This is a genomic window from Vreelandella subterranea (assembly GCF_900111305.1).
GTDB lineage: Bacteria > Pseudomonadota > Gammaproteobacteria > Pseudomonadales > Halomonadaceae > Vreelandella > Vreelandella subterranea.
In genome coordinates this window covers 154,490-168,503 of sequence record NZ_FOGS01000005.1, presented here as the reverse complement: position 1 = coordinate 168,503, position 14,014 = coordinate 154,490, and the positions used below count along the sequence as shown (strand labels likewise).

At 58.0% G+C, this 14,014-nt stretch carries 8 protein-coding genes; all 8 read left to right on the top strand.

Translation table 11 applies throughout. The features are described 5' to 3' along the window. Positions 1 to 2: 2 nt before the first annotated feature. A complete protein-coding gene (gene rplA, locus BMX75_RS09145; RefSeq protein WP_066318611.1) occupies positions 3 to 695 on the top strand; it encodes a 50S ribosomal protein L1 in 693 nt (230 codons plus the stop codon). Between the two features lie 303 nt (positions 696 to 998). Further along, a complete protein-coding gene (rplJ, locus tag BMX75_RS09140) occupies positions 999 to 1,499 on the top strand; it encodes a 50S ribosomal protein L10 (protein WP_066318608.1) in 501 nt (166 codons plus the stop codon). A 94-nt stretch (positions 1,500 to 1,593) separates the two neighbouring features. Continuing rightward, entirely contained in the window at positions 1,594 to 1,965 is a 372-nt protein-coding gene (gene rplL, locus BMX75_RS09135) for a 50S ribosomal protein L7/L12 (protein WP_092827269.1), read from the top strand. A 252-nt stretch (positions 1,966 to 2,217) separates the two neighbouring features. Beyond that, positions 2,218 to 6,294, top strand: coding sequence for a DNA-directed RNA polymerase subunit beta (gene rpoB / locus BMX75_RS09130; RefSeq protein WP_092827267.1), 4,077 nt, complete (start codon positions 2,218 to 2,220; stop codon positions 6,292 to 6,294). A 10-nt stretch (positions 6,295 to 6,304) separates the two neighbouring features. Further along, positions 6,305 to 10,519 (top strand): DNA-directed RNA polymerase subunit beta', encoded by a 4,215-nt coding sequence (rpoC, locus tag BMX75_RS09125; protein WP_066318587.1) that lies wholly within the window; start codon positions 6,305 to 6,307, stop codon positions 10,517 to 10,519. Positions 10,520 to 10,682: 163 nt separating this feature from the next. Next, on the top strand, positions 10,683 to 11,057 hold the full coding sequence (rpsL, locus tag BMX75_RS09120) for a 30S ribosomal protein S12 (RefSeq protein WP_066318585.1): 375 nt from the start codon (positions 10,683 to 10,685) through the stop codon (positions 11,055 to 11,057). A gap of 147 nt (positions 11,058 to 11,204) precedes the next feature. Next, positions 11,205 to 11,675 carry a 30S ribosomal protein S7 gene (gene rpsG, locus BMX75_RS09115; protein ID WP_027337504.1) on the top strand — a complete coding sequence of 157 codons (471 nt, stop codon included), beginning with the start codon at positions 11,205 to 11,207 and terminating at the stop codon, positions 11,673 to 11,675. Positions 11,676 to 11,885: 210 nt separating this feature from the next. After that, the gene (gene fusA / locus BMX75_RS09110; protein WP_066318583.1) at positions 11,886 to 14,009 is read left to right on the top strand and encodes an elongation factor G; all 2,124 of its coding nucleotides are present in this window, start codon (positions 11,886 to 11,888) and stop codon (positions 14,007 to 14,009) included. Positions 14,010 to 14,014 lie beyond the last annotated feature (5 nt).

The following is a 14,014-nucleotide window of genomic DNA, read 5'->3' as shown; positions in this document are numbered from 1 at the left end:
TCATGGCGAAACTTACCAAGCGTGCCAAGCAGATTCGTGAAAAGGTCGACACCAACAAGGTCTATTCCCTTGAAGAAGCGGTTGCCCTCCTCTCCGAGCTGTCGACGGTCAAGTTCAAAGAGTCTGTCGACGTGGCGATCAACCTTGGCGTTGACCCGCGCAAATCAGACCAGGTAGTGCGTGGCGCCACCGTCATGCCCAACGGTACCGGTAAAGACGTGCGTGTTGCGGTCTTCACCCAGGGTGCCAATGCCGATGCCGCTAAAGAAGCAGGCGCCGACATTGTGGGTATGGACGATCTGGCCGAGCAGGTGAAGAAAGGCGTGATGGATTTTGACGTCGTGATTGCTTCTCCTGACGCCATGCGCGTTGTCGGTCAGCTGGGTCAGATTCTGGGCCCGCGTGGCCTGATGCCTAACCCGAAAGTGGGTACCGTCACACCCGATGTGGCGACAGCGGTCAAGAACGCCAAGGCGGGTCAGGTTCGCTTCCGTACCGACAAGAACGGCATCATCCACACCACAGTCGGTAAGGTGGATTTCGATGCGGCGTCTATCAACGGCAACGTCGAAGCGCTGGTCGCCGACCTGAAGCGTCTCAAGCCGAGCACTTCAAAAGGCATCTACTTTAAGAAAGTCACCCTGTCTACTACCATGGGCCCGGGTTTGACAATCGATCATTCCGCTTACGTATAAGCGGGTGTTCGTCAGGTTTTAGCAACAACCGAGCAATAACTTTGCGGTCCCTCGGTCAGGCCGAGGCACCGTCAAAGACCGCAGGTGCCGCGCTTCGAACGTATGCAGTTGGTACTGGAAAGCGCGGCTTAATTGCTCAAAGCGCCTGCGCAGATGGTGTGGCCGCCAGTTGGTACGCTTTTTAGCAAACCGCTTTCTGGTGAGCACCATCCCTAAGGCTTCCAGCGATGATCGACTGATCACCTGGAAGAGATGGTAACCACCGAGACTTATAACAGGTTTCGGCACGAAGGAGTGATCACTGTGCCACTAGCACTTGAAGGCAAGAAAGCGATTGTTGCCGAGGTCAGTGAAGCGGCCAAGGACGCACTCTCCGTCGTAGTTGCCGATTCTCGCGGTGTGACGGTCAGCAAGATGACCGATCTGCGCAAGCAGGCACGTGAGAATGGCGTCCAGCTGCGTGTTGTCCGCAACACCCTGGCGCGTCGCGCCCTCGAAGGCACCCAGTGGGAATGCCTGACCGAGAGCTTCGTGGGTCCAACTCTGTTGGCCTTCTCGACTGATCATCCGGGCGCTGCCGCTCGTTTGTTCAAAGAGTTTGCCAAAGATGACAAGGACTTCGAAGTCAAGGCGCTGGCCTACGAAGGTGAGCTGATCCCGGCTGCTGACATCGATCGTCTGGCAACCCTGCCGACTTATGACGAAGCAATTGCGAAGCTGATGTCGGTAATGAAAGAAGCCTCCGCTGGCAAGCTGGTTCGCACCCTGGCCGCCCTGCGCGACCAGAAAGAAGAAGCGGCGTAAACGCTTCTGCTGTGCAACCTGAGGTTGCTTGAACCGAGCAATGAATCCCGAGTCGTCGGCAAACCGAGACTCCCGCAAAGTTAGGAATGAAACAATGGCACTGACCAAAGACGATATCATCAATGCTGTAGCCGACATGTCCGTCATGGAAGTTGTCGAGCTAATCGAAGCAATGGAAGAAAAATTCGGCGTTTCTGCCGCGGCAGCCGTTGTGGCTGGCCCTGGCGGCGGCGAAGCGGCTGTTGAAGAAGAGCAGACCGAGTTCGACCTGGTGCTGACCTCTGCCGGTGACAAGAAAGTTAACGTCATCAAAGCAGTACGTGAGATCACCGGTCTTGGCCTTAAGGAAGCTAAGGGTGCCGTTGACGGCGCACCGGCGACCATCAAAGAAGGCATGGCCAAGGAAGACGCTGAAGCAGCCAAGACGAAGCTGGAAGAAGCGGGCGCAAGCGTCGAGCTCAAGTAATTCTTGTGCCGATGGCTTCACGCGCTGCGTAAGCTTCCACGGCTGGCGGCGGGAACTCCCGCTGCCGGCCTTTTTCTGTTGTAACTGAACGGTGAAGCAGAATCGTTGTAGTACGGTTATCGCAAGACTGTTATCGATCAAGATTTTCGACGGCGAGCTACCCGATCAGGAGCTTGCTGTTCGCGTCTGACACGGCCGCAGGGCAGATGACCACGCATCGGTCACCCATGGTGAACAAGCTGGGGAATACAGATGGCTTACTCATATACTGAGAAAAAACGCATCCGCAAGGATTTCGGCAAACTGCCACAAGTGATGGATGTGCCTTACTTGCTGGCCATCCAGCTTGATTCCTATTACGACTTCCTCCAGCAAGATCGTTCGCCCGACGAGCGGCACGAGATCGGTCTGCACGCGGCATTCAAGTCCGTGTTTCCGATCGAGAGCTTCTCCGGTAATGCGGCGCTTGAGTATGTCAGCTACCGGTTCGGCACGCCGGCGTTCGATGTTAAGGAGTGCCAGCTGCGCGGGGTTACCTATTCCGCGCCGCTGCGCGTCAAGGTTCGCTTGATCATTTATGATCGCGATTCCTCGAATAAAGCAATCAAAGATATCAAAGAGCAAGAAGTCTACATGGGGGAAATCCCCCTGATGACGGAGAACGGTACCTTTGTGATCAACGGTACCGAGCGGGTCATCGTGTCCCAGCTCCACCGCAGCCCCGGTGTTTTCTTCGATCATGACAAGGGCAAGAGCCACTCATCCGGCAAACTGCTCTATTCCGCGCGGGTGATTCCTTACCGCGGTTCCTGGCTGGACTTTGAATTCGATCCCAAAGACAACGTCTTTGTGCGCATTGACCGTCGCCGTAAACTGCCGGCCACGGTGCTGATGCGTGCGTTGGGAATGAGCGCGGAAGAGATCCTCGACGAATTCTTTGAAACCAGCATTTTCCACGTTGAGAAGTCAGGCTTTTCCGTGGAGCTGGTGCCGTCGCGGCTGCGTGGTGAAACCGCTACCTTCGATATCAAGGACGGCAGCGGAGAGACCATCGTTGAAGAAGGTCGCCGGATTACCCAGAAGCACATCCGCCAGCTCGAGAAAGCAGGCCTCGAGCGCCTGGACGTGCCGATGGAGTACCTGTTCGGTAAAACCCTGGCCAAGGACCAGATCGACAGCAAGACTGGCGAGCTGATCTGCCCGTGTAATACCGAAATTACCCCGGACGTACTCGAGGCCATGGCCAAGGGCGGTATCAAGCGGATTGAAACGCTGTATACCAACGACCTGGACTGCGGCTCGTTCATTTCCGACACGCTGAAGCTGGACACCACAGGGTCGCAGCTGGAAGCGCTGGTGGAAATCTACCGCATGATGCGCCCCGGCGAGCCGCCTACCAAGGAAGCCGCCGAGACGCTGTTCCACAACCTGTTCTTCACTGAGGACCGCTACGACCTGTCGGGCGTGGGCCGCATGAAGTTCAATCGTCGCCTGCGTCGTGAAGGCGATACCGGCTCCGGCATACTGGACCGCAAAGATATCCTCGACGTGCTGCGCGAGCTGATCAACATCCGTAACGGCTTCGGCGACGTCGACGACATCGACCACCTGGGTAACCGTCGCATTCGCTGCGTTGGCGAAATGGCCGAAAACCAGTTCCGTGTCGGCCTGGTACGTGTCGAGCGCGCCGTGAAAGAGCGTCTTTCCATGGCGGAAAGCGAAGGCCTGATGCCGCAGGATCTGATCAACGCCAAGCCGGTGGCGGCGGCGGTGAAAGAGTTCTTTGGCTCCTCGCAGCTTTCCCAGTTCATGGACCAGAACAACCCGCTCTCCGAGGTAACCCACAAGCGTCGTGTGTCTGCACTCGGCCCGGGTGGTCTGACTCGCGAGCGTGCCGGCTTCGAAGTACGTGACGTACACGCCACGCACTACGGCCGTCTGTGCCCGATCGAAACGCCGGAAGGCCCGAACATCGGCCTGATCAACTCGTTGGCCACCTACAGCCACACCAACAGCTACGGCTTCCTGGAAACGCCCTACCGTAAGGTCGTGGACCGCCAGTTGACCGACGATATCGTTCACCTCTCGGCGATCGAAGAGGGTGACTACGTTATCGCCCAGGCATCGGCGGCCGTGGATGAGTCCGGCAAGCTGAGCGACGATTTGGTGCAGGCGCGCCACAAGGGCGAAACCACCTTCATGCGCCCTGAGCAGGTCACGCTGATGGATGTGTCGCCGCGCCAGGTGGTGTCGGTGGCAGCGGCATTGATCCCCTTCCTTGAGCACGATGACGCCAACCGTGCCTTGATGGGTTCCAACATGCAGCGCCAGGCGGTGCCCACGCTGCGTGCCGAGAAGCCGCTGGTGGGTACGGGCATGGAACGCTTCGTTGCCCGTGACTCGGGTGTCTGTGCCGTTGCCCGTCGCGGCGGCGTGATCGACTCTGTCGATGCGCGTCGCGTGGTGGTGCGGGTCAATGAAGACGAGATCATCGGCGGCGAAGCCGGGGTCGATATCTACAACCTGACCAAGTACACCCGCTCCAACCAGAATACCTGTATGAACCAGCGCCCCATCGTGCGGCCTGGTGACGACGTGGCGCGTGGCGATATCCTCGCCGATGGCCCGTCGGTGGACATGGGCGATCTGGCGCTGGGTCAGAACATGCGCATCGCCTTCATGCCCTGGAACGGCTACAACTTTGAGGACTCCATCCTGCTTTCCGAGCGGGCGGCCCAAGAAGACCGTTTCACCACCATTCACATCCAGGAACTGACCAGCGTGTCCCGTGACACCAAGCTGGGCCCGGAAGAGATTACCTCGGATATCCCCAACGTCGGTGAATCGGCGCTTGGCAAGCTGGACGAGGCCGGTGTCGTCTACATCGGTGCCGAAGTCGGCCCGGGTGACATCCTGGTCGGTAAGGTAACGCCGAAAGGTGAAACCCAGCTGACGCCGGAAGAAAAGCTGCTACGTGCCATCTTCGGCGAGAAAGCATCTGACGTTAAAGACACCTCGCTACGTGCCCCGACCGGCATGAGAGGCACGGTGATCGACGTTCAGGTGTTTACCCGAGACGGCGTCGAAAAGGACTCGCGTGCTCTGGCCATCGAGCAGATGCAGCTGGATGAGGTGCGCAAGGACCTGCAGGAAACCTACCGTATCGCTGAAGACGCGACCTTCGAGCGTCTCAAGCGGACCCTGGAAGGGCAGGTGGTCAATGGCGGCCCGAACCTGAAGAAAGGCGATACCCTTGATGCCGCGTACCTGGACGAGCTGCCGCGTCAGCAGTGGTTCAAGCTGCGCATGCAGGATGAAAGCTTCAACGAGCTGCTGGCCCAGGCCGATGAGCAGCTGGAAAATCGTCGTAAAGAAATGGACGAGCGCTTTGAAGACAAGAAGCGCAAGCTGACCCAGGGCGATGATCTTGCGCCTGGCGTGCTGAAGATCGTCAAGGTCTACATGGCCGTGAAGCGTCGCATCCAGCCGGGCGACAAGATGGCTGGTCGTCACGGTAACAAGGGTGTTATCTCGGCGATCATGCCCATCGAAGACATGCCGTTCGACGATCAGGGCGAGCCGGTCGACGTGGTGCTGAACCCCTTGGGCGTACCGTCGCGGATGAACGTGGGTCAGATCCTCGAAACCCACCTCGGCATGGCGGCGCGCGGTCTCGGTGTCAAGATCGAAGCCATGCTGCGAGACGCCCGTGAACAGCAAGTGGCAGAGATTCGTGACTTCCTGGGACAGGTCTACAACACGCCAGGGACCCGTGTCGAAGACATCGACTCGCTGAGCGATGACGAAGTCATTGCGCTGGCGAAGAATCTCAAGGCGGGTGTGCCGATGGCAACGCCGGTGTTTGACGGTGCTCAAGAGCACGAGATCAAGCATCTGCTCAAGCTGGCGGACATTCCCGAGTCGGGGCAGATGACCTTGTACGACGGCCGTAGCGGGGATGCGTTTGACCGCCCTGTTACCGTTGGCTACATGTACATGCTCAAGCTGAACCACTTGGTCGACGATAAGATGCACGCGCGTTCTACCGGTTCTTACTCGCTCGTCACCCAGCAGCCGCTGGGCGGTAAAGCGCAGTTCGGTGGTCAGCGCTTTGGTGAGATGGAAGTGTGGGCGCTGGAAGCTTATGGCGCGGCCTACACGCTGCAAGAGATGCTCACCGTCAAATCGGACGACGTCGAAGGGCGCACCAAGATGTACAAGAACATCGTGGATGGCGACCACACCATGCAGGCAGGCATGCCGGAATCCTTCAACGTACTCGTGAAGGAAATCCGCTCGCTGGGCATCGATATCGAGTTAGAGAGCTAGGAGCCGTCCCATGAAAGATTTGGTGAAAGTACTCAAATCGCAATCTCAGTCCGAAGAGTTTGACGCGATCAAGATTACCCTGGCGTCGCCGGACATGATTCGCTCCTGGTCGTTTGGCGAGGTGAAGAAGCCCGAGACCATCAACTACCGCACCTTTAAACCGGAGCGGGATGGTCTCTTCTGCGCCAAGATCTTCGGCCCAGTCAAAGACTACGAGTGTTTGTGCGGCAAGTACAAGCGCATGAAGCACCGCGGCATCATCTGTGAAAAGTGTGGCGTAGAAGTGACCAAGGCCGCCGTGCGCCGTGAGCGCATGGGGCATATCGAGCTTGCCTCGCCGGTTGCCCACATCTGGTTCCTGAAATCACTGCCGTCGCGTATCGGCATGTTCCTCGATATGACCCTGCGTGATATCGAGCGCGTGCTGTACTTCGAAAGCTTTGTGGTGATCGACCCGGGCATGACCACGCTGGAGCGTGGTCAGCTGTTGAACGATGAGCAGTATTTCGAAGCGCTGGAAGAATTCGGCGACGACTTCGATGCCCGTATGGGCGCCGAAGCCGTTCAGGAGCTGCTCAAAGACATCGATCTGGAAGAAGAGATCAACCATCTGCGCGAAGAGATTCCGCAGACCAACTCTGAAACCAAGATCAAGAAGCTCTCCAAGCGCCTGAAACTGCTGGAAGCTTTCTACCACTCCGGTAACGCGCCGGCGTGGATGGTCATGGAAGTGCTGCCCGTGCTGCCGCCGGACTTGCGTCCGCTGGTACCGCTGGACGGTGGCCGCTTCGCGACCTCGGATCTCAACGACCTTTACCGTCGTGTGATCAACCGCAACAACCGCCTGAAGCGTCTGCTCGACCTCAACGCGCCGGATATCATCGTGCGCAACGAGAAGCGTATGCTTCAGGAAGCGGTCGATGCGCTGCTGGATAACGGCCGCCGCGGCCGTGCGATTACCGGCACCAACAAGCGTCCGCTGAAATCGCTTGCCGACATGATCAAGGGTAAGCAGGGCCGCTTCCGCCAGAACCTGCTGGGTAAGCGCGTCGACTACTCGGGCCGTTCGGTGATTACCGTGGGGCCGACCCTGCGTCTGCACCAGTGCGGTCTGCCCAAGAAAATGGCATTGGAGCTGTTCAAGCCGTTTATCTACTCCAAGCTGCAGTCGCTGGACTACGCGTCAACGATCAAAGCCGCCAAGAAGATGGTCGAGCGCGAGCTGCCGGAAGTGTGGGATATCCTCGCCGATGTTATCCGCGAGCACCCGGTCATGCTCAACCGCGCGCCGACGCTGCACCGCTTGGGTATCCAGGCGTTTGAACCGCTGTTGATCGAAGGCAAGGCGATCCAGCTGCACCCGCTGGTGTGTGCCGCCTACAACGCCGACTTTGACGGTGACCAGATGGCGGTCCACGTACCGCTGACGCTGGAAGCCCAGCTCGAAGCCCGGGCGCTGATGATGGCGACCAACAACGTGCTGTCGCCTGCCAATGGCGAACCGATCATCGTGCCCTCGCAGGACGTTGTTCTGGGTCTTTACTACATGACCCGGGAAAGGATCAACGATAAAGGCGAAGGCATGATCTTTTCCGGCCTCGACGAGGTCGAGCGCGCCTTTGGTACCAAGGCGGTATCGCTGCATGCGCGGGTTAAAGTCCGCCTGGACGAGGTGGACGTCGACGAAGAGACGGGCGAGCGCTCTCACCATCGCCGTGTTTACGACACCACGGTGGGTCGGGCATTGCTATTCCGCATCCTGCCGGAAGGCGTGCCGTTCGAGCTGATCGACCAGCCGATGAAAAAGAAGGCGATCTCCAGCCTGATCAACGAAGTCTATCGTCGTGCGGGCCTCAAGCCGACCGTCATCTTCGCTGACCAGTTGATGTATACCGGCTTCCGTCTTGCGACGATGTCAGGCGCCTCCATCGGCGTTAACGACTTTGTCATTCCCGAAGCGAAGACCGAAATCGTCGACGCCGCCGAGGCGGAAGTTAAGGAAATCGAAGACCAGTTCTCTTCTGGCCTGGTAACGGCGGGCGAGAAGTACAACAAGGTTATCGACATCTGGTCCAAGGCCAATGACAAAGTCGCCAAGGCGATGATGACCGGTATCTCGAAAGAGACGGTAACTGACCGCGACGGCAACGAAGTCGAACAGGATTCGTTCAACAGCGTCTTCATCATGGCCGACTCCGGTGCTCGTGGTAGTGCTGCCCAGATCCGCCAGCTGGCGGGTATGCGGGGCCTGATGGCCAAGCCGGACGGCTCGATCATCGAAACGCCGATCGTCGCCAACTTCCGTGAAGGCCTGAACGTACTGCAGTACTTCATCTCGACCCACGGCGCGCGGAAAGGCCTCGCGGATACGGCCCTGAAGACGGCCAACTCCGGTTACCTGACCCGTCGTCTGGTCGACGTGGCCCAGGACCTGGTGATCACCGAGTCCGACTGTGGTACCGAAAACGGCCTGACGCTGCACCCGATCATCGAAGGCGGCGATATCATCGTGCCGCTGTCCCAGCGTGTGCTGGGTCGTGTGGTGGCCCAGGATGTGGTCGACCCGGGCACGGAAGAAGTCCTTATCCCGCGCGGCACGCTCCTCGATGAAAAATGGTGTGCGTCGCTGGATACCATGGGCGTCGACGAAATCGTCGTTCGTTCGACGATTACCTGCGATACGCCCCATGGCGTGTGCTCTGCCTGTTACGGGCGTGACCTTGCTCGCGGCCATCAGGTCAACATCGGGGAATCTGTCGGCGTCATCGCCGCTCAGTCCATCGGTGAGCCGGGTACCCAGCTGACCATGCGGACCTTCCACATCGGTGGTGCGGCGTCGCGGACGTCAGCTGTGGACAGCGTCCAGGTCAAGCACGGCGGCAAGGTACGCCTGCACAACATCAAGCACGTCGAGCGTGCCGACGGCAAGCTGGTCGTGGTATCCCGCTCCAGCGCCCTGGCCGTTGCTGACGACCACGGTCGCGAGCGTGAGTACTACAAACTGCCCTACGGTGCCGAGCTATCCGTACGTGACGGCGATGTCGTCGATGCCGGTGCCACGGTGGCCAAGTGGGATCCGCACACTCACCCGATCGTTGCCGAAGTGGAAGGTAAGGCCCAGTTCATCGATCTCGACGAGGGTGTCACCATGCACCGTACCGTCGACGAGATGACCGGTCTGTCGTCCATCGAGGTGATCGAGGCCGCGGCACGCCCCATGGCCGGTCGCGACAAGCGCCCGATGGTCATGCTCAAGGATACCGCGGGCGAGTACGTCTCGGTCTCCGGGGCGAACACCCCGGTTCAGTACCTGCTGCCGGGTAAATCGATCATTTCCGTCGATGACGGAGCGCCGATCGGTGTGGGTGAAGTCGTGGCCCGTATTCCGGTCGAGGCGTCGGGCAACAAGGACATCACCGGTGGTCTGCCACGCGTGGCGGATCTGTTCGAGGCGCGTAAGCCGAAAGAATCGTCCATTCTGGCCGAGATCAGCGGTGTGGTGAGCTTTGGTAAGGAAACCAAGGGCAAGCGTCGCCTGACGATCACACCGGAATCAGGTGATCCGTTTGAAGCGTTGATCCCCAAATGGCGCCAGATTGCCGTCTTCGAAGGTGAAACGGTTGAGAAGGGCGAAGTGATTTCCGACGGGCCGAGCAACCCTCACGATATCCTGCGTCTGCTGGGTGTTGCCGAGCTTGCCAAGTACATCGCTGCCGAAGTTCAGGATGTTTACCGTCTGCAGGGCGTGGGCATCGATGACAAGCACATCGAAGTCATTGTGCGTCAGATGCTGCGCAAGGTAGAGATCACCGACTCGGGTGATTCTGACTTCATCACCGGCGATCAGGCTGAGCTTGTGCGGGTACTGGAGCAGAATGCCGCTCTCGAGAAGGAAGGCAAGTTCCCCGCCAAGTATCAGCGCTTGCTGCTGGGTATCACCAAGGCCAGCCTGGCCACCGAATCGTTCATTTCGGCGGCGTCGTTCCAGGAAACGACCCGCGTATTGACCGAAGCAGCGGTAACCGGCAAGCGCGATTATCTGCGCGGCCTGAAAGAAAACGTCGTAGTGGGTCGTCTGATTCCGGCAGGTACCGGTCTGACTCACCACGCGGAACGTCGTCGCAAACGCGAAGACGTAGAGCGCCTGTACAATCCCTCGGCAACCGAGGTAGAGCAGGAGCTGGGAGCTCAGTTGACCGCATTGGATTCCGACGACGAGCTCTAACATTGCGACCTGACCCTTTGACATCACGGTCCTGCCGGTTTAACGACCGGCAGGACTTGACGTCGGCTAGGGTCAGCCTTTAGAATGCGCAGCCTTTAACAGTGGGGTGGGTACGCCCGCAGCCGCTGGAAGGCCAGGCAACCATTGGAGTCAGCTAAACACCATGGCAACGATTAATCAGCTAGTGCGCAAGCCGCGTAAGCGCCCCGTCACCAAGAGTGACGTGCCCGCGCTTCAGGCTTGTCCGCAAAAGCGCGGCGTATGTACGCGCGTTTACACCACCACCCCGAAGAAGCCCAACTCGGCCCTGCGTAAGGTCTGCCGTGTGCGCCTTACCAACGGTTTCGAAGTGGCTTCCTATATCGGTGGTGAAGGTCACAACCTCCAGGAGCACTCTGTTGTGCTGATTCGCGGCGGTCGTGTGAAGGACTTGCCCGGTGTGCGTTATCACACCGTGCGCGGTGCCCTTGACACCTCTGGCGTACAGAATCGTAAGCAGGGTCGTTCCAAGTACGGTACCAAGCGTCCGAAGTCTTAAGTCGGTGCTGGGTCGCGTAAGCGGCGTCCGTACGAGATGTTTATCACGCATATGATGGTCTGATAAGAGTAAGGTCGGGCGGCACTGAGCGATTTGTTTGTGCGAGTTCCGAGTTTACCTGAAGGATCCTTAAATTGAGGGCTTATCATGCCTAGAAGAAGAGTTGTAGCTAAGCGCGAAATCCTGCCGGATCCCAAGTTCGGAAGTGAGCGCCTGGCGAAGTTCATGAACCACCTGATGTTCAGCGGCAAGAAGTCCATAGCTGAGCGCATTGTTTATGGTGCGTTGGACAAGGTTGCCGAGCGTAGTAAAGAAGAGCCGCTGGAAATCTTCGACAAGGCGCTGGAAGCTATCCAGCCCATGGTCGAGGTGAAGTCGCGCCGTGTCGGTGGTGCGACGTATCAGGTGCCGGTTGAAGTTCGTCCGTCACGTCGTCAGGCGCTTGCTATGCGCTGGCTGGTTGACGCGGCGCGTCGTCGCGGTGAGAAAACGATGGTTCAGCGTCTTGCAGGCGAAATGCTGGATGCCGCTGAAGGCAAAGGTTCTGCCGTCAAGAAGCGCGAAGACGTGCATCGTATGGCAGAAGCCAACAAGGCCTTCTCGCACTACCGTTTTTAAGATCAGCGTTTTTAAGATCGGCGCTTTTAATATCAGCGTTTTTAAATTCGGCGTTTTCTGGGGTTGTTTTTTTGCTGTATTGCGCTGTGTCGAGACAATTGGGCGCCAGTTCGCAACACACCGCCGCTATCGTGATCGATGGCGGCGGTGGCATAAGCAAAAAACGCGACACCAGATTCACGAGCATCGCCAACAAACGGGAGTTCCACCGTGGCACGCAAGACTCCACTAAATCGTTACCGTAATATCGGTATCGTCGCTCACGTCGACGCGGGTAAAACCACGACGACTGAGCGTGTACTGTTCTACACCGGCCTTTCCCACAAAGTGGGTGAGGTGCACGACGGTGCGGCGACCATGGACTGGATGGAGCAGGAGCAGGAGCGTGGTATTACCATCACCTCAGCTGCAACCACCTGTTTCTGGCAGGGCATGAACAAGCAGTTCCCTGAGCACCGCATCAACATCATCGATACCCCGGGGCACGTTGACTTCACGATCGAAGTCGAGCGTTCTCTGCGCGTACTTGACGGCGCGGTTGTCGTGCTGTGCGGTTCCTCCGGCGTTCAGCCGCAGACCGAAACCGTATGGCGCCAGGCCAACAAGTACGAAGTGCCGCGCATGGTCTTCGTCAACAAGATGGACCGGACCGGCGCCGACTTCTTCATGGTCGTCGACCAGTTGAAAGAGCGCCTGGGTGCCAATGCCGTGCCGATCCAGATCAACTGGGGCACGGAAGAGAACTTCAAGGGCGTCATCGACCTGATCCAGATGAAGGGTATCCTTTGGGACGAAGAGAACCTGGGCATGAATTATGACCTGGTTGATATTCCCGAAGAGCTGGTCGAAACGGCAGAAACCTACCGCGAGCAGATGATCGAAGCCGCGGCAGAAGGTTCTGATGAGTTGATGGAAAAGTATCTCGAAGGTGGTGAGCTGACCACTGAAGAGATCAAGGCCGGTCTGCGTGCGCGTACCCTGGCTAACGAAATCGTCCTCATCACCTGTGGGTCCGCCTTCAAGAACAAGGGTGTTCAAGCGGTACTGGACTGCGTCATCGAGTACATGCCGTCGCCGACCGAAGTCAAGGCCATCGAAGGTGAGCTTGACGATAAAGACGGTACCATCGATACCCGTGAAGCCGACGACAATCAGCCGTTTGCTGCGCTGGCGTTCAAGATTGCCACCGACCCCTTTGTCGGCACCCTGACGTTTATCCGCGTCTATTCGGGTGTGCTGAATTCCGGTGACGGCGTCTACAACTCGGTCAAGAGCAAGAAAGAGCGCGTTGGACGTATCGTTCAGATGCACTCGAATTCGCGTGAAGAGATCAAGGAAGTACGCGCCGGCGATATCGCGGCCTGTATCGGTCTGAAAGACGTCACGACCGGGGATACCCTGTGTGATATCAATCACAAGATCGTGCTTGAGCGTATGGAATTCCCCGACCCGGTTATCTCGGTAGCGGTTGAGCCGAAATCCAAGGCTGACCAGGAGAAGATGGGTGTTGCGCTGGGCAAACTGGCCCAGGAAGACCCGTCCTTCCAGGTAAAAACCGACGAAGAGACTGGTCAGACGATCATTTCGGGAATGGGCGAGCTTCACCTCGATATTCTTGTCGACCGCATGCGTCGCGAGTTCAAGGTTGAAGCCAATATCGGTAAGCCGCAGGTGGCCTACCGTGAAACGATTCGCGGCAGCGTCGAGCAGGAAGGCAAGTTCGTACGCCAGTCTGGCGGTCGTGGTCAATACGGTCACGTTATCATGCGTATCGAGCCGTTGACCTACGAGGAGAAGGGTGAAGGGGATGATGAAATCTTCTTCAAGTTCAACTCGGAAATCGTCGGTGGTGTGGTTCCCAAGGAATACATCCCGGCAGTAGAGAAAGGGGCATATGAACAGCTGAAAAATGGCGTCATTGCGGGTTACCCGATGATTGACGTTAAAGTGACGCTGTTTGATGGCTCCTATCACGACGTGGACTCCAACGAGACTGCGTTCAAGATTGCTTCTTCTATGGCAGTGAAAGAAGGTGCCAGGAAAGCCAAGGCCGTGCTGCTGGAGCCGGTGATGAAGGTCGAAGTCGTGACCCCCGAAGAGTTTATGGGTGACGTCATGGGCGACCTGAACCGTCGTCGCGGCCTGGTCCAGGGCATGGATGATTCTTCTTCTGGTAAAATCATTCGTGCAACGGTGCCGCTGGGTGAGATGTTCGGTTACGCAACCGATCTCCGCTCGCAAACCCAGGGCCGTGCGAGCTACTCTATGGAGTTCGCGAAGTACGAGGAGGCGCCCTCCAGCGTCGTTGAAGCCGTCATCAACCAAAACGGTTAACCGTT

What these genes read in the sequence shown, in the direction of transcription:
- rplA (WP_066318611.1), top strand. Translation starts at nt 3, where the DNA reads ATGGCGAAACTTACCAAGCGTGCCAAGCAGATTCGTGAAAAGGTCGAC.
- rplL (WP_092827269.1), top strand. Translation starts at nt 1,594, where the DNA reads ATGGCACTGACCAAAGACGATATCATCAATGCTGTAGCCGACATGTCC.
- rpoB (WP_092827267.1), top strand. Translation starts at nt 2,218, where the DNA reads ATGGCTTACTCATATACTGAGAAAAAACGCATCCGCAAGGATTTCGGC.
- rpoC (WP_066318587.1), top strand. Translation starts at nt 6,305, where the DNA reads ATGAAAGATTTGGTGAAAGTACTCAAATCGCAATCTCAGTCCGAAGAG.
- rpsL (WP_066318585.1), top strand. Translation starts at nt 10,683, where the DNA reads ATGGCAACGATTAATCAGCTAGTGCGCAAGCCGCGTAAGCGCCCCGTC.
- rpsG (WP_027337504.1), top strand. Translation starts at nt 11,205, where the DNA reads ATGCCTAGAAGAAGAGTTGTAGCTAAGCGCGAAATCCTGCCGGATCCC.